Raw genomic sequence first — 22,991 nt, 5'->3', positions numbered from 1 at the left:
CGACCCCACGTGGTTCTCCACACTGTATAGAAACCGGTCTCAGCGATACAATAACAGGTTTGCAGCGGGCATCCCGCTGATATCCCAAACCGCCGAGCTGAGACGAAATCGATGAAGGTTACCGGTACCGAACATAAGATCTCCGACTTCTCCGGAGATGTCCTGGTTGTTGGAACGTACGAAGACGGCCTCTCGCCGCCTGCCAACCAGCTAGATACCCTCATCGGCGGAAGCATCACGCGTTTACGTGAATCGGAAGATATCACGGGCAAAGCGAACGAAGTCACCACGATCCTGGCTCCCGGCGGCTTCGCCGTCACCCGTATCTACGTGATCGGCCTCGGCAAGAAGGAAGATCTGAATCAGCAGCGAGCCTACGAAGCAGCCGCCACGGCCGCGGTGGCTCTGTCGGCCAAGAAGGTCCAGAAAGCAGCGTTCTACCTGGACGACTTCTGGCCTAGCGAACTGATGGAACAAGCGATCGCCGGGGCAGCATCGGCGGTCAACGGCCAAGACATTTACCGCAAAGAAAAGAAGCAAAACCCACCCGGCGAGATCATCTGGAACGGCGCGACTCCAGAAGTCCTGGAAAAGGGTATCGCCCTGGGCAATGCCATCAGCCTGACCCGTTCGCTGGTCAATCGCTGTGCCAACGACATCTATCCGGCCACCTTCGCGGAAGAAGCAGCCGTCGTTGCTGAGAATCACGATCTGAACATCGAGGTCTGGGACAAGGCCAAGCTGACCGAAGAGAAATGCGGTAGCCTTTTGGCCGTCGCTCGTGGCAGCGTGAAAGATCCTCGCCTGGTAATCGTTCGCTATAACGGCGGCAAGAAGGGTGATCCACCGCTGGCGTTGGTCGGCAAAGGAGTCACGTTCGATAGCGGTGGTCTCTCGCTTAAGCCATCCGACGGCATGATCACCATGAAAGCCGACATGGCCGGTGCCGCGACCGTCCTGGGTGCGATCAAAGCAATCGCAGCCCTGAAAATCCCGGTCAATGTCGTTGCGTTGTGCGGCCTGGTCGAGAACATGGTTTCTGGCGACAGCTACAAGCTGGGTGACATCCTCCACTCGCGCAGCGGCAAGACAATCGAAGTTTTGAATACCGATGCTGAAGGTCGCCTGGTTCTGGCCGACGTGCTGAATGTGGCGCTCGATGAAAAGCCGATGGCCATCGTCGACCTGGCCACGCTAACCGGTGCTTGTGTCGTTGCCCTGGGCATGGACACCGCCGGCCTGATGACCAACGAGCCAGACTGGTGCCATGAAGTGGAACAGGCAGCGCTAACCACCGGCGAAAAAATGTGGCAGTTGCCGATGTACCCAGAGTTTGGCGAACAAATGAAAAGCCAGATCGCCGACGTCAAGAATGTCGGTGACGGTCGCTGGGGCGGAGCCATCACGGCAGCGAAGTTCCTGGAAGAATTCGTTGACGAAACCCCCTGGACGCATATCGATATCGCCGGTCCTTCGTTCGCGGAAAAACCCAAACCGTACTGCGGTGGCGGAGCGACCGGATTTGCGGTTCGTACCCTGGTGGAATTGGCGCGACGCCAAGCTACCCGTTAAAACTACGTAAATATAGGTACCACGCCCGACTCCCATGTCTCGTCCCTTCGCCCCTTCGGGGAGAGGGCTAGGGTAAGGGGCGAATTGGTATCAGCACCCCAAGCTCTTCCATTTGATGAAGATGGAAGAGCTCGCTTAGGCTTCTCTCGTTTTCAACCTCAGTTTGGATTGACCCTAGCCATGCCTTGGATTTCCGAAACCGCAAAAGAAATCAAAAAGCCAGAGTTGCTTGCCATTCTCGACCGCGCGATCGAAGAAGCGCGTGAGCGGATCTGTGGCACCCCGAAGCGCGTTCTGCTGCTTCCTCCCGACATTACCCGCATGCACTCCGGGTCTGGCTGGATCACCGAGTACTTCTGGGAGAAACTGAAGGACGAAGCCGAGATCCACGTGATCCCGACCCTCGGTCAGCACGAGCCGCACACGCCAGAGCAGAACAAGCAGATGTTCGGCAACATCCCCAACGAGATCATCCACGCCCACGACTGGCGTGATGGGTGCGTGAAGGTGGGCGAGATCTCGGCCGACTTCGTCAAAGAGATCAGCGAAGGCGCTGCCGACTGGGCCATTCCGATCTGGCTCAATAAGATGCTGATGGAAGAACAATGGGACCTGATCATCAACATCGGTCACGTCGTCCCGCACGAAGTGCTCGGCTTTGCCAACCACAACAAGAACTACTTCATCGGCCTGGCCGGCAAGGACCTGATCTGCACTTCGCACATGATGGCCGCCAGCTGCGGGATCGAGAACAACCTCGGCAACCTGATCACGCCCGTGCGTGCCGTGTTCAACAAGGCCGAAGAAGAGATGCTCGGCCACCTGCCTGACTTCTACGTGCAAGTGGTTCTCGCTCGGAACGAAGAAGGCGAACTCGTTCATACCGGGATCCACATCGGCGACGACCTGGAAACCTACCTGAACGCCGCCAAACAGTCGCGGGCCGAGAACATCACCGTCTTCGACGAGCCGGTCAAGAAGATCGTCTGCGTCATGCAAGGCGACGAGTTCTTCAGCACCTGGGTTGCCAACAAGAGCGTCTACCGTACCCGCATGGCGATCGCCGACGGCGGCGAGCTGCTGGTGATCGCTCCTGGTCTGAAGCGTTTCGGCGAACAGCCTGACGTCGACGCACTGATTCGCAAGTATGGTTACCAGCCGACCGACAAGATCCTGGAACTGTACAAAGAAAACGAAGACATGCAGGACCTGGCTCACGGCACCGCTCACCTGATGCACGGCACGTCGGAAGGCCGCTTCACGATTCGCTACGCTCCAGGCCACTTGAACCAGGAAGAAGTCGAACAGGTTCACTTCGCCTACGCCGACTACGAAGAAACCTTGAAGCGTTACCCGATCGACAAGATGAAGGAAGGCTTCAACACGATGCCTGACGGCGAAGAGATCTTCTTCATCGCCACGCCATCGGCCGGTCTGTGGAGCACCAAAGAAAAGCTCTACAACCGCAAGACTGGCTTTGCTGAGGTCTAAAGAGATTTAGCCACAGAGCACACAGAGTTCACTCAGAACACGAAACGCCTGGGACCATCGTCCCAGGCGTTTTTTATTTCGAACTACATTCCAAGTGAGAAGAAAAGGGGGTGACCACGGATCGCACGGATATGCGTTGTGTTTATGTGAGGGTGGCCCAGAGATTTATCTCTGGGTAGCCACAGGCTACAAGCGGCTAATGAAGCAGGCATGAACCGGATGGAACGACTCAATCTTGTTCGTACTCCATCCATAAGCCGCTTGTCGGCGTCGCCGACCCAGAGATGAATCTCTGGGCCACCCCGGTGAGCTTTCGTTGCTCTTGGTTGGTTGCCTGCGTTAGACTTTCCACCTCCACATACGCACGGAGTTTGAAATATGGCAAATCGACGGCAGCCTCTGGAACAACTCTACATTCATTTCGTGACGTTCAGTTGTTACCATCGCCGTCGAATACTTGAATACGATCAAGCGAATCGCGTCGTATTGGGTTGCCTGAACACAAACCTCAAAGTGCATCGCGGAAGATGTGCGGGATTCGTTCTGATGCCAGATCACGTCCATGCGCTGGTTTGGTTTGACACACTAAATCAGTTGCCGTCTTTCATTCAGAAGTGGAAACACGACTCGAGCTATGCCATCAAGGAGCAATATAGGCGTTGGGCCTGGAGCTACGGTGATGCCATTGGCGACGACACTCCCATTTGGCAACGGCGCTACTACAGCTTCGAAATCTATCACCCGGCGAAGATTCAGGAGAAACTGGACTACATGCACATGAACCCGGTACGGGCTAAGTTCGCATTGCTTCCGGCTCAGTGGCGATGGAGTTCTGCTCGGTGGTACGACAAAGGAAAAAGTGTCGGCGTTCCAATTTCGATGCCCGAATTCTAGCGTCGGGTGGCCCAGAGGTTTATCTCTGGGTCGGCATCGCCGACAAGCGGCTAATGCATCTGGCGTAAATGAAAATGGAATCTCACCATCTTGATAACGCGTATTCGTTAGCCGCTTGTAGCCTGCGGCTACCCAGAGATGAATCTCTGGGCCACCCGTCAAGGTTAGCGTGTACTGTGCTCATCCGTGTAATCCGTGGTTAGATTTCTCCCTCGTATTTCCTCCTCGGTGGTCTCTGTGCCCTCTGTGGCTAAATCCCCTCCCCTACGAGGGAATTTCATTTGACGCCCTGCCCCCCATACCCCAAGATACGGGCAGAAGAGCTTCGAAGCGGATTTCCCCATTTTGTGACCAAGATTACCGCAAAATGGTCGAATACCCGGATGAAAACGCTACTTCCGTTTGCTTGTCTTTGTGAAAGGGTCGTCTGATGTCCTTGTACTGGGTGTTTCTCGGCTGTGCTGTTGTGGCTGGAACGGTATTCGTCCTCCAGTTTCTGCTGGCGGTCGTGGGCGTCGGCCTGGAAGGGACTGATTTTCCGGATGAAATCCCGGATGACATGCCTGACGATATCGGTGGGGACTCTCACGGATCGACCGCGCTGTTCGGCGTGCTTTCGTTCAAGACGATCGTCACTGCCCTGACCTTCTTTGGACTCGCTGGTTTGGCCTGTTTGTCGGCTGATTTGAACGAGCCGGTCTCGTTCACCATTGCCGTGATCTTCGGCCTGGCCGCTATGTACGGCGTGCACTGGATGATGCAACTGATGATGAAGCTGGCCCAGGATGGTACGGTCCGCATCCGCAACACCGTGGGTGAACACGGGACGGTCTACATCCCGATTCCGGCCAACAAGAGCGGTGTCGGTAAGATCACGCTTCGCGTCCAGGATCAACTGGTCGAGTTCGCTGCCCAGACGACTGCCAACGAAAAGCTAACGACCGGAACGCCGGTTGAGGTCATCGAAATCGTCAGTCCGACCATTGTGCTGGTCGTTCCGCTTTCGACTCAGTCCGATGTGCAGCCAGATTCCGCAGAACCGGAACAAACGGCACAGGCCCACTAGAAAAACGTCTCGTCTTTCACCGATTGCCCCAGGATGGGTAGATCGTGACCTACATACCCCTAGATGCCGCTGCGCGCGGATTGCGCCGGCACTGAGCTCTGACATCGAGGAACCCCGCTCATGGAATACGCCCTGTTAATCGCCCAAGACTCTGGTGGACTGCTCGACTGGTTCGGCAGTTTCTGGGGTATCGTCTCGATCATCGTTATCTTGGTCGTCATGGCTTTCTTCGGGTTTTTGATCCTGTTGCAAAGTCAGTACAAACGCTGCCCCAGTAACCGCGTGCTGGTCGTTTACGGTCGCACCGGCGGTGGCAAGTCGGCTCAAACGGTTCACGGTGGTGCCAAGTTCGTCATCCCGCTGATCCAGGACTACGCCTACTTGAGCCTGGAACCGATTCAGATTGAAATTCCGCTGCGTGGTGCTCTGTCGTCGGAAAACATCCGCGTCAACGTGCCTAGTTGCTTTACTGTCGCCATCGGCACCATGCCTGGCGTCATGGACAACGCGGCCGTTCGTTTGCTCGGCTTGACCACCAACGAGATCCGCAAGCAGGCCGAAGAATTGATTTTCGGTCAGCTGCGTCAGGTGATCGCGTCCATGCGGATTGAAGAAATCAACCGCGACCGCGATACGTTCCTCGAACACATTCAGCGTTCGCTCGAACCTGAACTCAACAAGATCGGCCTGGTGCTGATCAACGTGAACATCACCGACATCACCGACGAGTCAGGCTACATCGACGCCATCGGTCAGAAGGCTGCCTCGCTCGCCATTCAACAGGCTCGTGGTGACGTGGCCGACAACGAAAAGATGGGTGAAATTCGCGTCGCATCCGCTCAGCGTGATCGTGAAGTCGAAGTTGCCAATGCAACCAAGGCCCGAATGATCGGTACTCGCGAAGCCGAACGCGAACAGGCCATCCGTATCGCCGAACTCGAAAAAGAACAAACGGTCGGTGAACGTGCCGCCGAATTCGAGCGTGAAGCGAAGGTGAAAGATGCCGAGCGTGAAAAGCGTATTCGCATCGCCGACGCCGACGCCGAAGCAATCATCGGTGAACGCAACGCCGAGTACGACCGCGAAGCGAAGGTGAAAGACGCCGAACGCGAAAAGCGTATCCGCATCGCCGAAGCCGACGCGACCGCCATCGAAGGGGAAAACCTTTCGGAAGCCAAGGTCGCGGCCTCGAAGGCCGAGCTGGCCGTCAAACGGGCCGAAGCCTACGAACGCGGTGAAATCCGCAAGCGTGAAGCGGAAGGTGCCGTGCAAGAGGCCGAGAACCGTGCTCTTGCCAAAGCGGCCGTCGCTGAAGCCGAACGCGTGGAAGCCGAGAAGCGTGCGTTGCTCGAAGCTCCTGCCAAGGCCGAGAAAGCCAAGATCGAAGTCGATTCGGCCGCCGAAGCGGCCAAACGACGTATCCTGGCCCAAGCCGAAGCCGATGCGATCTACGCCAAACTGGAAGCCGAAGCCCGCGGTGAATACGAAAAGCTGGCCAAGAAGGGTGAAGGTTTGAAGGCGATCGTCGAAGCTTGCGGTAGCAGCAAGGAAGCCTTCCAGCTCATGCTCTTGGAACACCTCGATACGCTGGCCGAAAGCAGTGCCAAGGCGATCTCGAACATCAAGTTCGACAAGGTGGTCGTCTGGGAAGGTGGTGGTCAGAATGGTCGCTCGAACACGGCCGACTGGCTCAGCGGCATGGCCAAGACCTTGCCTCCAATGATGCAGGTCATGAAAGACATCGGCGGCATCGAACTGCCCGAAGCCCTGGTCCGCTACACGGAAGACCCCGAAGCGCTGGCCAACGGCCAAGGCAAGCCAACCGAAACCGAACCTTCGGCCAACTAACGTTTGCCTAAGTTCAACGAAAACACAGCGGCCACTTTGCGTGGCCGTTGTTCGTTTCTTGGCGGCTATCGGCGAGGATTACCCATCGGGTTATCCAGTATTTCCTGCAGTGGGTTCAGATACACGGCGAAGAACAGCTTGAAGATCACCACGATAAACAAAGCCGCAATCATCAACCAAATGAACACGCCGCCAATGACAGCCAGCGTATTGAGCGCGGCCCGGGCTTTCTCTTGATAAAGTTCGGAAAGCTTCTCCATCGACTCGGCCAGCGTCCCCGAGATTTCGCCCGTCTCAACCACGTCTAAAAAGTCAGGCGGGAAGCTACGTGTCCTTCGCAAGATATCGTGAATCTCTTCGCCGGCGATAAGTTCGCGATCGACCTGGTCGGCAAACTGTTCGTAGTACTGACTACGACTGGCTTCTAGCGACAATCGCATCGCCTTGCGGATATCCATCCCACCGCCAATCGTCAGCGACATAGCCCAGGCCACCCGCGACAGACAAAGCGTTCGGATCGGTGTCCCCAGACCAGGAATATTCATCACGATGCGGTCGAGTTGCAGAAAGCTGAATTGGCCCCGCGACCACAGGAAGTAGACGCAGTACGCCAAAAAGAAAACCGTGCCGACGATCGCAAAGTACTCGGCGGCTCCCTTGGCACCAACCAGCCCGATGCCCAGCGGATCGACTCTCGTCCCCCCCATCTCCTGCACCCAGCCCATGACATAAATCATGACGCCGATCGCCAAAATCCCCAGCACCAGCTGAATCATCGGCCAGAGGATGCCGGCCATGAACAAACGACGCAGGCTGATCTGGTGCTCGTACTGATCGGCCATTTCCAGGAAGATGCGATCCAGATGTCCGGTCGAATCCCCCAGTTCCACCATCTGCCGAAAGAGCTTCGGGAAATAATCGCCGGTGCGATTGATCGCATCGTGCATCGCCCCACCTCGGTCAATGCTCTCGGTGATCTCAAGCATCATCCGCTTCTGCGTGCCGAAAGAACGCTCGGCTTCTCGCTGCCACACACGTCGAACATCGACCCCAGCCTGCAGCTGATTGCCGACACGGCGACATAGTTGAACGAGTTGGCCGGTACGAATACGTGGCGAAAAGAGCATGAGCGGTTCCGGTTAAAGGTGGCAACTCATTTCATCATGCGAAAGGGCTACCAAAGATGCAACCAGACGGCAGAGTTGCTGCCTGGCAACGCTGGAGATCGCTCTGTGCGGCTCGTTCTGAAAATACGGACGGTGCGTTTCCTTCGGCTGTGCGCATTTATGGAATGTGGGATTCATGATCTTTTATGAAAGCTGAGTGAAACTACCCCTCGAAAGGCCGAGTTAGCCCTATGGTTACTGATGACGGACATCGCTCCTGTCGAACTTCTTTTCCAGACATCTAGGTCTACAGCATTGGTGGGAAAATTGATGAAGAACTCCAGCTTGGTATGCGCGCTCGCATTGTGTGTCACTTGTCTTCTCGTCGTCGATAGTTGGGCCGGTCCTCGTGGCGGTAGCCGCGGTGGTGCACGTCCTTCGCGAGGTACGTCGCGCCCGACGCCCCAGGTCAAACCGAGCTTGAATGAAAGTAGTTTCCGCACTCCATCCATCCCCTCAAGTCCCACGTCGCGAGATCTTTCGACGCGTTTGAATTCGACCTCGCGCAGCCTCAGCAACCTTTCCTCGCAAGATAAGCTGTCGAGTTTCCTGGAAGGCAAACCGCTCCAGCGAACCGGTGCCATCGATGCATCCCAGGCCAAGTTGCAAGACTTCCTGGGACTTTCCGACGACCGCAGTCAATCGCTTGCCGATCGCCAGGAAAGCCTGAGCAGCCAGAAGAGTGAACTACAACCCAAAGCAGAACAGGCCAAAGAAAACTTCTCGCAGCGATCTGGCGAGATCTACAACGATGTTTCCAACTACCTGGCAGGTCAGCCTGATCCGTTCACGGCCGCCTGGTATGCCGATCATCCCAACGCCTGGCAGTACACCCATCCGCATGCCGACGCCTGGGCGGCCGCCAGTTTCGCGGCGGTAACCGGCTGGGTGGCAGGCGTTTCGACGACACCGGTCAGCTACAACTACAACGAGTCGGTCGTCTATGTCGACGGAGAACCGGCGCCGACCAGCAGCGAAGAAGCGGACCAGCTTTCTCAGCCCAACACGAAACCGCAGTCCAACGAAGCCTGGATGCCGCTTGGGGTCTATGCCTTGGTGCAGGGAAACAATACCCAGCCGCAGATGCTGATGCAGCTTTCGGTCAGCAAGAGTGGCAACATCGCCGGTTCCTACTACAACATCATCTCGGACAACAGCCAGGCGATTTCCGGATCGATCGACAAGCAAACGCAACAGGTTGCCTGGTCGGTGGGTGACAGCCAGAAGGTGATCTTCGAGACCGATCTGAACAGCTTGACGCAGCCTGAGACCCCGGTTGTTCTTCGTTACGAAGACGGAGCGACGCAGCAGATGACGCTGGTTCGCCTGCCGGACAACACGTAAACGCGTCGTTCGACGAGACGTCAATTCCACAAGAGCCTGGCAGGAAACTCCCAGGCTCTTTTCATTGCCGACCGGCTCGCGAAAACTCCCTCGAGTTTTCCCCTTTGCGGACGTACTGCGGCTTAAATTTTTGCTATAATTCCAACTCGTTTTTGTCTGCCCATCCACCTTATATTGCGACAGATGCCTGAATTTCAACAAGTATCGATTCTCGGTGTAGGGCTGATTGGCGGCTCGATTGGGTTGGCTGCGCTGAAGCGAAAAATCGCCGCCAAGGTGGTGGGCATCGGTCGCAGCGAAGAAAAGCTGGCCAAGGCCAAGCGGCAAGGATGCATCTCTGAGGGAACCACCCAGTGGCAGGCCGGCATTCGCGGCGCTGACTTGATCGTCGTATGCTCGCCGGTCGAGTCGATCGTCCCGCTGGTCGAGCAGTTAGTCCCCTTCTGCCAGCCCGGCACCATCATTACCGATGCCGGCAGCACCAAGCAGAAGATTGTGGACACCCTCCATTTGAGTGAGTCGATTCGCGGTCGCAAGGATGTCTACTTCGTAGGTAGCCATCCCATGGCCGGCAGCGACAAGAGCGGCAGCGATTTCGCCACCGCCGATCTGTTCCAAAATCGCGTTACGATCGTCACCCCCGTGGCGGAAACGGAAAGAACTGCCAAAGCGACTGTCCGCAAATTTTGGGAATCGCTCGGAAGCGAAGTCCACGAGATGAGCCCTAGCGAGCACGACGCGGTCGTGGCTGCTACGAGCCATATGCCCCACGTTATCGCGGCGTTGGTGGCAGCTTCCACCCCCGAAGCGATGCTCCAGTTTACCAGTACGGGTTGGGCCGATACCACGCGTATTGCGGCCGGAGACATCGATTTGTGGCGTCAGATCCTCACCACCAATCGGGGCCACGTCTTGCAGACGCTAGCGAACTTTGAGAAATTGCTGGCTGCCTTTCGAACCTCGCTGGAAGCAGGTCAAGAAGAGCATTGGATCAAGCTCCTAAAACAGGGAAAGCACCACCGTGACATTGTGGGAAGTTGACATCTATCCCGCTTCGGGACACGTCGATCGATTGGCCGCCTCCATCGTTGCCGACGCCGAAGACCTGCAAATCGCCACCCATCTCGAAATTGCCACGGCGCACGGATTTCTCGTCCAGGCCGATTTCGACGCGGATCACATCAAGCTGCTCGCCGACCAACTGCTGGTCGACAACGTGGTGGAACGGGCTGTCGTAGCTCAGGCCGGGGAAGCCATCATGGCGGAAACGCCTTCGACGCTGTACGACCGCCTGATTTATGTCATGCCCAAGCCGGGCGTGATGGATCCCGTGGCCCAAAGTACCCAAGCGGCGATTGCCGACTTTGGCAAGCCTGCCGAGGCCGTTCGTACGTTCCGCAAATACTGGATCGGCGGACTGGACGACGCCCAAACCGAACGTCTGGTCACCAAGCTGCTGGCCAACGACTCGGTCGAACAGGTCATCTACGGTCCGATGGACCTGGAGCGTCTGTCGTTTGGCAAGTCGCAGCCATTCGAGCTGAAGACCGTCAACATCCGTTCGCTCGACGACGATCACCTGCAACTGCTCAGCAAGGAAGGTCAGCTCTACCTGACGCTGGTCGAAATGCAGACGATCCAGAAGTACTTCCAGGAATTGGGCCGCGATCCAACCGACATCGAGCTGGAAACGGTCGCTCAAACCTGGAGCGAGCACTGCAGCCACAAAACACTTGCCGGCAAGATCGCCTACAAAGACGAAAAGCAAGAGCTGCACTTCGACAACATGTTGAAGGAAACGATTTTCGCGGCGACCCAACAGATTCGTAAGAGCCTGGGAGACGACGACTGGTGCGTCAGTGTCTTCAAAGACAACGCCGGCATCGTCACCTTCAACGACGAATACAACATTTGCTTCAAGGTCGAAACGCACAATCACCCCAGTGCCCTGGAACCTTACGGTGGTGCCAACACCGGCATCGGTGGCGTGATTCGCGACCCGATGGGCACCGGCATGGGTGCCAAGCCGATCTGTAACACCGACGTTTTCTGCTTCGCTCCGCCTGAGACCGACCCCGGCAGCCTCCCGCAAGGTGTGCTGCACCCGCGTCGCGTCATGAAGGGTGTCGTCAGCGGCGTGCGAGACTACGGCAACCGGATGGGTATTCCTACGGTCAACGGTGCGGTCTACTTCGACGAACGTTACCTGGGCAATCCGCTGGTTTACTGCGGCAACGTCGGGCTGATCCCGGTCGATATGTCGTTCAAAGAAGTCAAGCCGAACGACCTGATCGTGGCCGTCGGTGGTCGCACAGGTCGCGATGGTATCCACGGTGCCACGTTCAGCTCGGCCGAACTGACCAGCGAAAGTGAATCCCTTTCCGGTGGTGCCGTACAAATCGGGAACGCGATCACCGAAAAGATGGTGCTCGACGTCCTGCTCGAGGCCCGCGATCGCAACTTGTACAACGCCGTGACCGACTGCGGTGCTGGTGGTTTCTCCAGTGCGGTCGGCGAAATGGGTGAAGAGCTCGGGGCCGAAGTCTGGCTCGAAAAGGCTCCCCTCAAGTACAAAGGTCTGACCTATACCGAAATCTGGATCAGCGAAGCCCAGGAACGTATGGTCCTGGCCGTGCCGGAAGAGAAGTGGCCTGAACTGCAAGCGTTGTTCGCCTCCGAAGGCAGCGAAGCCGTCGTGCTCGGCAAGTTCGTTCCGACCGGCAACTTGACGCTGACCTACAACGGCAACACGGTGGGCGAACTTGACATGCGGTTCCTGCATGATGGTCGCCCGCCGATCGTTCGCGATGCAGTCTTCACGCCGCCCACGACTCAGCCGCTGGCGCTCAACGGAAGCGATGGCAAGTCGCTTGGTGACGACCTTCGCAAGATCCTCAGCTCGCTCAATGTGGCCAGCAAGGAATGGATCATCCGCCAGTACGATCACGAAGTCCAAGGCGGTAGCGTGATCAAGCCCCTGGTCGGCGTGCAGAACGATGGCCCGAGCGATGCCGCCGTGGTTCGTCCTGTTCTGAACAGCCGCAAAGGCATCGTCCTTTCCTGCGGCATGAACCCGCACTTCGGCGACTTCGATCCGTACGACATGGCCGCTAGTGCCATCGACGAAGCCCTGCGAAACTGCGTTGCCGTGGGTGCCGATCCTTCCAAGATCGCGATCCTCGACAACTTCTGCTGGGGCTATACCGACCGACCGGAAACGCTTGGCACGTTGGTCCGCGCCGCCCTGGCGTGCCGTGACCTGGCCGTTGCCTTGGGGACACCGTTCATCAGCGGCAAGGACAGCCTGAACAACGAATTCAGCTACTTCGACGAGCACGGCGATAAGAAGACGATCGCCATTCCGTCGACACTGCTCATCAGTGCCATGGGGCAAGTCGACGACGTTTCGACCTGTGTGACCATGGACCTGAAACAGTCGGGCAACCGCTTGTACCTGGTCGGTCTGACCAAGGACGAAATGGGCGGTTCGCACTGGAGCGTGGTCAACGACAAGCTGGGTGGTCAGGTTCCTCAAGTCGATACCGAACTGGCCAAGAAAGTCTTCGGCGGCATTCACGCAGCCATCGGGGCCAAGACGGTTCGGGCATGTCACGACTTGTCCGAAGGTGGCCTGGCCGTGGCCGTCGCGGAAATGGCCTTCGCTGGTGGAATCGGAGCGAACATCTCGCTCGACAACATTCCGCACGAGTTGGAAAGCCCTTCGGCGGTTCAACTGCTGTACAGCGAATCGAATACACGTTTCGTCTGCGAAGTGCCGGAAGCCTCCGCAGCCGAGTTCGAGGCCGCACTTGGCGAAGCACCGTTTGCCCACATTGGTCAGGTCGCCGAGCACAAAGAATTGGTCGTCACCCACGGCGAAACCAAGCTGCTCGATGAACCGATCGAATTGTTGAAACAGGCTTGGCAAGCTCCCCTGAATTGGTAGTGACACGGAAAGATCTCGTACGATGGCTCAGCCTAAAGCCTTGTTGATTCGCTCGCCTGGTACCAACTGCGACCAGGAAACCGCTTATGCCTTTGAGCAGTCCGGTGCAACCGCCGATCGCGTGCACTTGAACCGCTTGCTGGAAAAGCCAGAGCTTTTGCACGACTATCAGATCCTCGCCCTCTCCGGCGGCTTCAGTTACGGCGACGACATTTCCGCCGGCCGGATCGTCGGCAGCTTGCTGCGTCATCACTTGATGGATGCCGTGAAGAAGTTTCACGAAGACGGCAAGCTGATCCTGGGCATCTGCAACGGCTTTCAGATCCTGATCAAAACGGGTCTGCTGCTGGCCGATGACGAACAAGGCCTGCCTTCCAGCACGCTGGCCTGGAACGACTGTCACATGTTCCAGGATCGTTGGGTCAACCTGAAGACCTCCGGCAGCAAGTGCGTCTTCCTGCAAGGCATCGACCAGATGTACCTCCCGGTCGCCCACGCCGAAGGCCGTTTCGTCGCCCGCGATGAAGCCACGCTCGACAGCCTGGAAGCCGCAGGCCAGCTCTGCTTGACCTACGCTGCCAATCGCGAAGGGGAAGACGAAGTCACTTTCCCCGACAACCCCAACGGTGCCCAGCGTCACGTCGCCGGCGTGTGCGATGCAACGGGTCGCATCTTCGGCCTGATGCCGCACCCAGAACGCTACATCGACAAAACGCACCACCCTCGCTGGACCCGCGGCGAAGGAACCGACCCTGGCGAAGGGCTGAAGGTATTCCAGAACGCTGTGGCGTTCTTTGGGTAAAAGCTTTTACCACGATTAAACGAGCGAACGAACTCCTCAGCGAGTTCGTTTTTTCGTATCGCGAGCGATCGTGTCGCGTCACCCGCTTGCCGCGCCGGCTTCCTGCTTGCGCCTGCGGGCATCGACCACGCGGCGGATGATCTCGTCGGCGATCACGCCGGCCAGGATGACAAAGCCGATGACGGTTCCTTCCAGTTCCGAAACCTGCAGCGTTTCGATTGCCTGGTACAGCTCTCGCAGAATGGCCGTGCCGAGGATCACGCCCACGATCGAACCGGTACCACCACGTAGACTACACCCGCCGAGCACGGCCGCGGCGATCGCGTACAGTTCGTAGAAGGTGCCTGCTTCGTTCGGGCCGACGCTGTTCAGGTCGATCGCAAATAAAATGGCCGAGATGCCCGCCATCAACGAACACACCATGTACGCGGCGATCGTGATCCAGTCGGTATTGATACCGCTATAGCGAGCCGCCTGTTCGTTGTTACCCAAGGCTTTCAGATATCGCCCGAAGGTGGTCTTATTCAATACCAATGCCGAGAGAACCCCCAGGATCAACAACATCCACAGGGGAAGCGGTATCCACAGGAAATCGGCCGAGGTCAAAAAGCTGATATCAGTGCCCCCATCCGGGCTGACGAAGTTCGAGATCTTATCGTCGTGCGCCAGATACCGGGCAACGCTCCGTAGAACGAGCAGTCCGCACAGCGTAACAACAAATGGCTGAAGCTTCAGCTTCGTGATCAACAGCCCATACCCGAGCCCAATCAGCATCGCGCCGACCAGGACGATAACCATCGCCACGTAAGGGTTCATTTGCTGGTCGTTGATCAGAATGCCGAACTGCACGCCAATCAGTGCGACCATCGATCCCATCGACAGATCGATCCCTCCGGCGATGATCACAAACGCGGCCCCGATCGCCATGATCCCGTACAGGCCCGTCCAGCGGGCCATGATGTCGAGGTTATAGCCGCTGGCGAACGTCGGTGCGATGAGTGAAGTCACGCCAAAGATGGCGAAGATCAACAGCAATAGAACGATATTCTTAAGCATTCAGTGCTTCTCTTATTCGACAGCCGTCAGTTGCTGACCGGTGGCAAGATGCATGACCGCCTCTTCACTGAGTTGGTCACGGGTAAGCTCCCCAGACATGGACCCTTCGTGCATCACCAGCACGCGGTCGGCCATTCCCAGGATCTCTTCCATTTCACTCGAAACAAACAGGATTGCCACCCCTTTGCGAGCCAACTCTTCCATCAGCTCGTAAATTTCATGCTTCGCCCCCACGTCGATCCCGCGGGTTGGTTCGTCCAACAACAGAATCTTGGGGTTCATGGCCAGCCACTTGGCGATGACCACCTTCTGCTGGTTGCCGCCACTTAGGTACTGGATAATTTGCCGCGTGCTGGGCGTTTTGACCCGCATGCGTTTGACCATGTCGTCGGCCAGTTGTTGCTCTTGTCGCGTATCGACCCACGAAAAGTACGACAGCCGATGCAGCCCCGGCAGCGTGGTGTTCTGTCCGACATCCATGGGAAGGACGAGCCCCTGCTGCTTGCGATCTTCCGGCACCAGGAAAATCTCGTGGGCAATCGCATCCTTGGGAGAACGGATACTGACAGGCTTTCCGGAAACTTCGATCGAGCCACCTTCTGGCGGATAAATACCGAACAGGGTCTCGAACAGTTCCGTCCGCCCTGCCCCGACCAGCCCTGCCAGGCCAACAATTTCTCCGGCCCGCAGTTCGAAGCTGATCTCATGGCCTGGATGAGCATGCGTGCGAACGTTCTTCACGCTAAGCACTACCTCACCGGGCGTCACCGGCTGGTGGGCATAGAACTGATCGAGCTCACGCCCGACCATCAACCGCACCATGTTGTCGTGCGAGATCTCTTCACGGGCCAGCTCGCCGCTGTTCTGACCGTCACGCAAAGCCACGACACGATCGCAAACCTGGTGCACTTCGCTCAGGCGATGCGAGATGTAAACGATGCTTACGCCGGAAGCTCGCAGCGAACCGATCACCTCGAACAGCCGATCGACCTCGCGGGCCGACAGACTCGAGGTAGGCTCGTCCATGATCAACAGCTTCGCGTTGCACGAAAGGGCCTTGGCAATTTCGACCAGCTGCTGCTGACCGATGGAAAGATCCGCCAGCAGCTTCCGCGGATCGATCTTCAGCCCGACCTGTTCAAGATATTTTCGCGAGAGGGCATTCACCTCGGCCTGATCGATCCACCCCAGCTTCTTCGGTTCGCGGCCCAGATAGATATTGGCACCGACCGAGAGGTTATCACACAGGTTCAATTCCTGGTGAATCAAGGCGATGCCGAGTTCCAGCGCGTCGTTCACACTGCGGATCTCGACCGGCTTTCCCTCCACCCGAATCGTGCCGGAGTCAGGCGATTGAATCCCGGCCAGGATTTTCATCAGCGTGCTTTTGCCGGCGCCGTTTTCGCCAATCACGGCAATCGACTCGCCAGCACCGACGCGCAGCGAGACTTCGGACAAAGCCTTCACGCCGGGGAATCGCTTCGAGATTCGCTCGACTTCTAACAGCGGAGGGGAGGAAGAGCTCATGGCAAGTCGCGATTAGCTCTCCGCTTCTTCCGACGCTTCTTCCTTCATCGGCGCCGGGTCGGGAGCAGGTTTTTCTTCCGCAGGAGCTTCCTCTTTTGGAGTTTCCTCTTTTGGAGCTTCTTCCTTAGGAGCTTCTTCCTTAGGAGCTTCTTCCTTAGGAGCTTCTTCCTTAGGAGCTTCTTCCTTAGGAGCTTCTTCCTTAGGAGCTTCTTCCTTAGGGGCTTCTTCCATCGGCATAGGATCGCCTTCCGGCTTCTTTTCCTCAGCCACGGGCTCTTTCGGCATGTACTTGGCGATTTCCGCAGGAATTGGCTTGTCGAGCAGTTCGTCGATCACGCCGGCACTGCGTTCCTGGGCGTTGAGCTGTTCCATCATACCGACGAAGATCATTACGTCGCCGCCGTCAGGAATGGCTTCCTTCACCAAGCGGCCCACTTCGCGACCGGCCAGGTAGTTGTGCGTTCCGATGTAGAACTTGCGTTGGCTGTTCGGGGCGTCCGAGTCATGACAGATGACGTTACCCCCAAAGGCTTCGACTGCCTTGTTAATCAAACCGGTTTGGCTTTCCGGCGAACTGGGGCTCATGGCCAAGGCCTGACAGCCGTCCCCCATCTTGCGTTCGATGAAACGCTTCTGCTCTTCCTGGGTACCGTTTGGCGGATGGTAGACTTCGCACTCGGCGTTGAAGATCGGCTCGGCGACGCGAACCCCTTCTTCGGCATAGTTCCAGAAAGGATCGACCGTGTTGGTCAGGAAAGCGATCTTCACCTTCTCGCTGGTGTCGTAGTTGGGTTGGTTGTGTGGGGGTGGCGTTCCGTTACCGGCCTTGATGCGGTTCAGCTCTGCCTGAAACTCTTGGACGTTGTCCTGGCGAATGGCCTTGAACGGAACGAACATCAAATTGCTTTCAGGAATATCGAGCGACTGGCCACGAGCCAGAGCCGAGAGGAACTCGACCGACTTGTAACCGAAGACAAACGGCTGCTGAACGACCGTGCCGTGCACTTTGCCGTCTTCAATTCCCTTGAGCGTGACCGGGTCCTCGTCGAAACCAATCACCTGGATGTCGCCTGTCTTGCCGGCCCCTTCAACCGCACTGAGGATCATCGGCGGGTTGTAGGCCCACAGACCGACCATCGCTTTCAGGTTTGGATTGTTGGCGATCGCCGACTCAGCATTCTGCTTGGCCCGGGCATGGTCGGTATTGTCGGTACGAATACCGAGAATACGATACTTGCCTGCTTCGATCGGAAACTCGTAACCGCCGCTACCGGCAGCCTGATTTTCTGTCTTGGCGCGGCAACTGACAAAGGTCGTGGCGACCAACAAAACCAACAACAAACTGGGAAGTCGATTCAAGGGAAGGATCCTTCGAGGAGTCAGTGCGAGGGGAAAACCCGAGAATTTGAAGAGAAAAACGCTATCTTAAGCCGCAAACAAGCTCAAGGCAACTATCCACGACGTTAAAGCGCATCGCCGGGCAGCTTCCTGCCCATCGTGACAGGTATAAGCCGTAGAGTTACGTGCCCGATTCTCCGGGGGCGTCTAAATTGCCGAGGGCCTGATGGATCAACTTCAGGCTATCTTGCACGACCGTCTCGCGCCACTGCGGCGATTCCGGGCAGAAAAGATTCTTCAGCCGCTGTTTGGCTTTGCGGGTCGAGGTGTCCTCTGCCCTGCCCCAGTGATGGGCCTGGTTCTCGGCACGCAGTCCGGCGAGGACCTTCACCGGCGGATACGTGCCGAACTCGGCACAGGCGAAGAGGTAGTGCTGGGCATACTTCTGGGCAACGCACCACTGCCCGAAGCCACCTCGGGCATCGTAAGCGATTTCGCTATCGTCGTTCGCCTCGAAGGACTCCGGCCCAAAGCATTGGGTAAGCGTTTCTCGTTGAAGGTCGGTCAGCTTGTAATCGATTAACAGTTTCCAAGTCGCCCAATCGCCCAGGCCGGTATGAAAGTCGAGGTGAATGACCTGCTCGCTTCCTTCCAGCCAACGGGGCATGTGCTGCTGCAGGATCGACTGCATGCGAGATGGTCCCTGGCCGCCAAAGAACAATCCTTGGGGATAGTCATACTGTCCCGTGGCAATCGCACTGCGGAGCTTCTTCATGCCATGCTGCATGATCAACCAGGCGGCCTTCACTTTGAATGGTTCAAAAGAGAACGGTGGCCGCTTAGGATTTAAAAAGCTGTCCAGTTCCGCATACCCAGGCGGCGAGCCAGAGAACGCCTCGCCAGGCAGTAGGAAATTGCGATTCGGATCAATGTTCTCTTCGTTGAATCGCCGTGACCAGGCAAAGCCATACGCATTGAGGCCGTGCAGCATCACCACCTTCGCCGACGGCATGCCCGCCTGGGTCCATTGCTCAAGCATCGCCATCTGCACGGCGGAACCAAAGTAGCCTTCCACGCCATGAACGCCGGACGATAAGACGATCACCCGGCTGGGATCACCACCGGTCGAACAAGCCACGTCGAACTCCAGGTCGTTGCCATCTGGACCTTGGACGCCGATCGAATGCGATTCGAGCGAAAAGCCAAGCTTCGTAGCCCCTTCGCGAAAACGAGACTGGGCCTCGGCGTAATCCTTTGAGAAGTAACGGGACACAGTTGCGACAACCTCAAGATTGCTAGTCGTTAAGCGAGATCTGATCGATTCAGCCTACCTGAATACTTCTCCAGATCCCAGAATGTGGCCGAAACAACGGAGGGGGAAGACGGATGCATCTCGATTTCGTCGAGGCTATAATACACCGGCATTGCCTACCCTATTCACTTATTCACCGTGAGACTCCCCGATGTCCTACCGATCGTTGTCGTTGCTTTTGCTGGCTGCTTGTGTCTTATTCCTGCCCCAGTCACCACTGACTGCTCAGGAAAAGAGTTTCGCGATTCCCGAAAGCAATGAAGGCTTGGCAGGGGATGGCCCGATTCGCCGCTATGATTGGTTCCGCAATCTGTGGCAGAACCGCCGCGCGAACTGGTCGAAGCAGATCGAGAAGGATCAAGGTGCCGTCGTCTTCCTGGGTGACTCGATCACCCAAGGCTGGGGCGACAATATGGGCGGCAGTTTTGGGGACCTGAAGGTTGCCAACCGCGGCATCAGTGGTGATACGACGCGCGGCATGTTGATTCGCTTGGAAGAAGACGTCCTGTCACTCAACCCCAAGGGCGTCGTCATGCTGATGGGGACCAACGACCTGGAAGAAAAAGCCGAGCCTGAAACGATCGCGGCGAACGCCAAGCTGATCATCGCCGAACTCAAGAAGCACGATTCCGAGATGCCGATCATCTTGTGCAAGGTGTTCCCCAGTTCGGCTAAGAAGAGCCGTTCGGCGGAGAAGATCAAAAAGATCAACGAGCTGTACGAGAAGGTCGCCCACGGCGATTCGCAAGTGATCGTGCTCGAAACGTGGCTGCCGTTCGCGAACGAAGAAGGGGATGCCAAGGCCGAAGAGTTCCCTGACCTGCTGCACCCCAACAAGCAAGGCTACGCCAAGTGGGCCGCTGCCCTGACGCCGATCTTCGCGACGCTCGGCTACGTCGAAACTGAAGCCGAACCATGGGAGCCGGAACCTGGCTTCGAGAGCCTGTACAACGGCAAGGACCTCACCGGCTGGATGTTCAAAGCCAATCCAGAACGCAAAGGGAAGAAGATCGCGATTGCCTGGCCGATCTTTGAAGAGGACATCACCTTTGACGGCAAGACCGAAAGCGTCGACGGCCGCTACCAAGCGGTCGGTGATCGCATCGTCGTGACGACGCCAGCCGAAGGCCGCCGCATTCAACAGATGTGGACGCAGCGTGAGTTCCCCAATGACTTCATCTTGAAGCTCGAGTTCCGGGCAACGCCCAACGCCGATAGCGGTGTCTTCATTCGCGCCCCGCAACTGCAATGTCGCGACTATCCACTGGCCGGCCCTTACAAGGAGTTGAAGAACTACAAGCCGCAAGACTGGAACGAGTTGGTCGTCGAGGTCACCGGCAACACGGCCCGCTGCACCTGCAATGGCGAAGTCCTGGAAGAAGCCTTCAAGCTGCCAGACACCGGCCCAATCGGTCTGGAGGGCGACCGCGGCCAGATGGAATACCGCCATATTCAAGTGAAGGAAAAGAAGTAGTCCTTCACGGAAGCATCATTTCCAAACCTGATAATCGACGTTCGACTGCGCATTAAAAAGACCGCCAGCAATTCGCTTGGCGGTCTTTCTTTTTTTGGACGTGCTTATGGGGTAAACGCCTGCCGGCACTACGCTTAGTGCGTGGTGTTGGTGGCGGTGTTGTTGCTGTTAGGGTTGCCAGTCGAAGGGCTACCCTTGGGTGCACAACCGACGATGAAAGCAGTCAGGGCTACGAGAACCAGAAAGGATCCGAGCTTCTTCATTCGAGTTTCTACCTTTGTGAAGTGTCCAAAATTTGCCTAGATGCTTAGCTATCTTACTTGAAACAGGCCAATTTTCCAAAGGGGGTGAATTGGGTTACCTAAGCTTCCCAGGCCGTAAATCCCGAATGGCCCCGATAACGGGACAACTCAGGCCACTATCAGAGTTTTCGTATCTGATGGCCGAATATTGATGATATTCACGGATTCTTACGGCCAAGGAACGGCTTGGAAAGTCACGCTTTGACGACCATCGGCAAATCACCAACGTATTCTCCGGCACGTCGCCGCTCTCCACGCTGTCTGTACGGTTCGTGGGAAGTGGGACCGCAATTGGGGGAAGGTACGTATTTTCGCGTCTTCCGAGCCCGTCCCAGCGAAGGTTCTTTTAGTGGTTGGGACTTCGCCCTGAAAACGATTCGTCCGGAATTCAAAGGGGACCGGCTGCTTGTCCAGCGTCTGTGCCGTGAAGCGGACGCCGGCAGCGAGATCACCTCGGCCCACATCGTTCCGGTCATCGACACCCGACCTGGCTCGTTCGTCGTCATGCCACGGGTCTGGGGGCAAACGCTCTCGCAAATCCTGAGCGAAGGGAAATCCTTTCCCTTGGGTAGTGCCGTGTGGACAGCGCGGCAGTTGGCCCAGGGACTTACCCACGTGCATGATGCCCGCTGGATCCATGGCGATGTGAAGCCGGACAACATCGTCCTGTCCAACACCGGGCATGCGACGCTCATCGATCTTGGCTTCGCCCAACGCGTCGATTTGAGCCTGCCGTGCACCAGCCGCAAATGCGATCGCCAAGGCACGCTTCGGTATCTACCACCCGAGATGCTGACCACCAGCGTGCCGGTATTGCCCCAGGCCGATACGTATAGCCTGGGCGTCATTCTGTTCGAGCTGATCACCGGACGTCAGCTGTACGACCAGACCTCGACCGACGCGATCGTCCAAGCTCAACTGTCGCAGCGAGCCCCAAACGTGCGTTCCCTGGTTTCGCATGTTCCGGGCTCGCTCGATAAGTTGGTTAGTCAAATGCTGGCCAAAGATCCGCTGCGCCGTCCTTCTCCAGATGCTGCCCTGGTGAAGGCGTTGGCGGCGGTGGAAATCGAATTGCTCTCGCCCGGCCCCAAGATGAAGTTCGCCGCGTAACGCAACCGCGCAGCATCAACCGCACGCCCAAGCAGACCTGGGACGTAGTAACCGGTTATCTTTTCCCCTCTCCACCGTCTTCGAGAAAGAGGGGACATGATTGTCAGGGAGGCCCGCGTTCGTTTGCGTTATCCACCATGGGTGCCACGCCCAAGTCGGCTGGGGCGTGTCTGTGACGGGCACCGCAGGCGCGACCAACCGGTTCTTCTCGAGTAATCTCTTTCGCACGCCCAGGAAGACATGGGCCTGGCACTCTCTCGCTCGATTGGTTCTTGAGCAGCTTCTTCAGCCGTCGAATTTCGCTCCCTTGCCGGTCGAGCACTTTCAGGTGAAACGAAACCCACGCCAGCGCCCGGTCGAGTTCTTTAGCCGATGGAACACGTAGCCCGTCGATCAACTCGCCCACAAGAGTTTCCCTCGCAGGCTGCTGCGGGCGGTTTGGCCGTTGTGGCCTGACCTTCTTGGGCGGTAAACGTGGTGCTGCAACTTCAACCAGAGTCTTGCTTGTCTGTGCGGGTACCTGCTCCTCAGGCTCGGTCTCTTCCTTCTCGTCTGGCGAGGAAGGTTCGACAGCCATCACCAACTGCCCGACGACATCCACCGGGATCTCCACCAATGTCCCGCAGGCCGAGCACACGTACGTCTTGCCAGCGCGCACCACCACCTGCGGAGCGTTCTCTCTGGAGAACGATCCACTGGGATCAGGTTGTGCGTGGGACGATGACGACATGGAAATACTCGTA

Annotated in this window: 18 protein-coding genes; 11 read left to right on the top strand and 7 right to left on the bottom strand. The window is 57.2% G+C overall.

From position 1 onward, the window contains the following. Nucleotides 1–111: 111 nt before the first annotated feature. From PSR63_RS20630 to PSR63_RS20610, 5 genes are all read left to right on the top strand, one after another. Nucleotides 112–1,572 (top strand): leucyl aminopeptidase, encoded by a 1,461-nt coding sequence (locus PSR63_RS20630; protein WP_274327565.1) that lies wholly within the window; start codon nucleotides 112–114, stop codon nucleotides 1,570–1,572. Nucleotides 1,573–1,752: 180 nt separating this feature from the next. Further along, nucleotides 1,753–3,063, top strand: a complete 1,311-nt coding sequence (locus PSR63_RS20625; RefSeq protein ID WP_274327564.1) for a lactate racemase domain-containing protein — start codon at nucleotides 1,753–1,755, stop codon at nucleotides 3,061–3,063. A gap of 378 nt (nucleotides 3,064–3,441) precedes the next feature. After that, nucleotides 3,442–3,957 carry an REP-associated tyrosine transposase gene (locus tag PSR63_RS20620; protein WP_274327563.1) on the top strand — a complete coding sequence of 172 codons (516 nt, stop codon included), beginning with the start codon at nucleotides 3,442–3,444 and terminating at the stop codon, nucleotides 3,955–3,957. Between the two features lie 430 nt (nucleotides 3,958–4,387). After that, nucleotides 4,388–5,023: a hypothetical protein gene (locus PSR63_RS20615; protein ID WP_274327562.1), complete on the top strand. Its 636-nt coding sequence runs from the start codon at nucleotides 4,388–4,390 to the stop codon at nucleotides 5,021–5,023. Nucleotides 5,024–5,143: 120 nt separating this feature from the next. Further along, on the top strand, nucleotides 5,144–6,871 hold the full coding sequence (locus tag PSR63_RS20610; RefSeq protein WP_274327561.1) for a flotillin family protein: 1,728 nt from the start codon (nucleotides 5,144–5,146) through the stop codon (nucleotides 6,869–6,871). A 65-nt stretch (nucleotides 6,872–6,936) separates the two neighbouring features. Here PSR63_RS20610 and PSR63_RS20605 read toward each other — a convergent pair whose 3' ends face one another. After that, nucleotides 6,937–7,998, bottom strand: a complete 1,062-nt coding sequence (locus PSR63_RS20605) for a type II secretion system F family protein (RefSeq protein WP_274327560.1) — start codon at nucleotides 7,996–7,998, stop codon at nucleotides 6,937–6,939. 309 nt (nucleotides 7,999–8,307) lie between these two features. On the opposite strand from PSR63_RS20605, the gene PSR63_RS20600 reads away from it, so the two are divergent. The 4 genes from PSR63_RS20600 to purQ all read left to right on the top strand — a co-directional run bounded on the left by PSR63_RS20600 (nucleotide 8,308) and on the right by purQ (nucleotide 14,129). Beyond that, a complete protein-coding gene (locus PSR63_RS20600) occupies nucleotides 8,308–9,381 on the top strand; it encodes a hypothetical protein (protein ID WP_274327559.1) in 1,074 nt (357 codons plus the stop codon). Nucleotides 9,382–9,564: 183 nt separating this feature from the next. Next, the gene (locus PSR63_RS20595) at nucleotides 9,565–10,422 is read left to right on the top strand and encodes a prephenate dehydrogenase (protein ID WP_274327558.1); all 858 of its coding nucleotides are present in this window, start codon (nucleotides 9,565–9,567) and stop codon (nucleotides 10,420–10,422) included. After that, on the top strand, nucleotides 10,403–13,327 hold the full coding sequence (purL, locus tag PSR63_RS20590; protein ID WP_274327557.1) for a phosphoribosylformylglycinamidine synthase subunit PurL: 2,925 nt from the start codon (nucleotides 10,403–10,405) through the stop codon (nucleotides 13,325–13,327). Before PSR63_RS20595 ends, purL begins: the two co-directional genes overlap by 20 nt. Before the next feature lie 22 nt (nucleotides 13,328–13,349). Continuing rightward, complete coding sequence (purQ, locus tag PSR63_RS20585) at nucleotides 13,350–14,129, top strand: phosphoribosylformylglycinamidine synthase I (protein ID WP_274327556.1); 780 nt, start codon at nucleotides 13,350–13,352, stop codon at nucleotides 14,127–14,129. 78 nt (nucleotides 14,130–14,207) lie between these two features. Here purQ and PSR63_RS20580 read toward each other — a convergent pair whose 3' ends face one another. The 4 genes from PSR63_RS20580 to PSR63_RS20565 form a co-directional block, all read right to left on the bottom strand. Further along, the gene (locus PSR63_RS20580; RefSeq protein WP_274327555.1) at nucleotides 14,208–15,185 is read right to left on the bottom strand and encodes an ABC transporter permease; all 978 of its coding nucleotides are present in this window, start codon (nucleotides 15,183–15,185) and stop codon (nucleotides 14,208–14,210) included. A gap of 12 nt (nucleotides 15,186–15,197) precedes the next feature. Beyond that, nucleotides 15,198–16,712, bottom strand: coding sequence for a sugar ABC transporter ATP-binding protein (locus PSR63_RS20575; RefSeq protein ID WP_274327554.1), 1,515 nt, complete (start codon nucleotides 16,710–16,712; stop codon nucleotides 15,198–15,200). Between the two features lie 12 nt (nucleotides 16,713–16,724). After that, a complete protein-coding gene (locus PSR63_RS20570) occupies nucleotides 16,725–18,071 on the bottom strand; it encodes a substrate-binding domain-containing protein (RefSeq protein ID WP_274327553.1) in 1,347 nt (448 codons plus the stop codon). Nucleotides 18,072–18,231: 160 nt separating this feature from the next. Next, nucleotides 18,232–19,323, bottom strand: coding sequence for a DUF2817 domain-containing protein (locus tag PSR63_RS20565; RefSeq protein WP_274327552.1), 1,092 nt, complete (start codon nucleotides 19,321–19,323; stop codon nucleotides 18,232–18,234). Nucleotides 19,324–19,513: 190 nt separating this feature from the next. Between PSR63_RS20565 and PSR63_RS20560 the strand changes: the two genes are divergently transcribed. Then, nucleotides 19,514–20,836, top strand: coding sequence for a GDSL-type esterase/lipase family protein (locus PSR63_RS20560; RefSeq protein ID WP_274327551.1), 1,323 nt, complete (start codon nucleotides 19,514–19,516; stop codon nucleotides 20,834–20,836). Nucleotides 20,837–20,970: 134 nt separating this feature from the next. Here PSR63_RS20560 and PSR63_RS20555 read toward each other — a convergent pair whose 3' ends face one another. Then, complete coding sequence (locus PSR63_RS20555; protein ID WP_274327550.1) at nucleotides 20,971–21,099, bottom strand: hypothetical protein; 129 nt, start codon at nucleotides 21,097–21,099, stop codon at nucleotides 20,971–20,973. A gap of 225 nt (nucleotides 21,100–21,324) precedes the next feature. Between PSR63_RS20555 and PSR63_RS20550 the strand changes: the two genes are divergently transcribed. Next, complete coding sequence (locus PSR63_RS20550) at nucleotides 21,325–22,248, top strand: serine/threonine-protein kinase (RefSeq protein WP_274327549.1); 924 nt, start codon at nucleotides 21,325–21,327, stop codon at nucleotides 22,246–22,248. A 103-nt stretch (nucleotides 22,249–22,351) separates the two neighbouring features. Here PSR63_RS20550 and PSR63_RS20545 read toward each other — a convergent pair whose 3' ends face one another. Next, on the bottom strand, nucleotides 22,352–22,978 hold the full coding sequence (locus tag PSR63_RS20545; protein ID WP_274327548.1) for a hypothetical protein: 627 nt from the start codon (nucleotides 22,976–22,978) through the stop codon (nucleotides 22,352–22,354). Between the last annotated feature and the right edge of the window lie 13 nt (nucleotides 22,979–22,991).

Source organism: Bremerella sp. P1 (assembly GCF_028748185.1).
Lineage (GTDB): Bacteria > Planctomycetota > Planctomycetia > Pirellulales > Pirellulaceae > Bremerella.
Note: the sequence above shows the minus strand (reverse complement) of the source record. Positions and strands in the feature narration are given on the sequence as shown.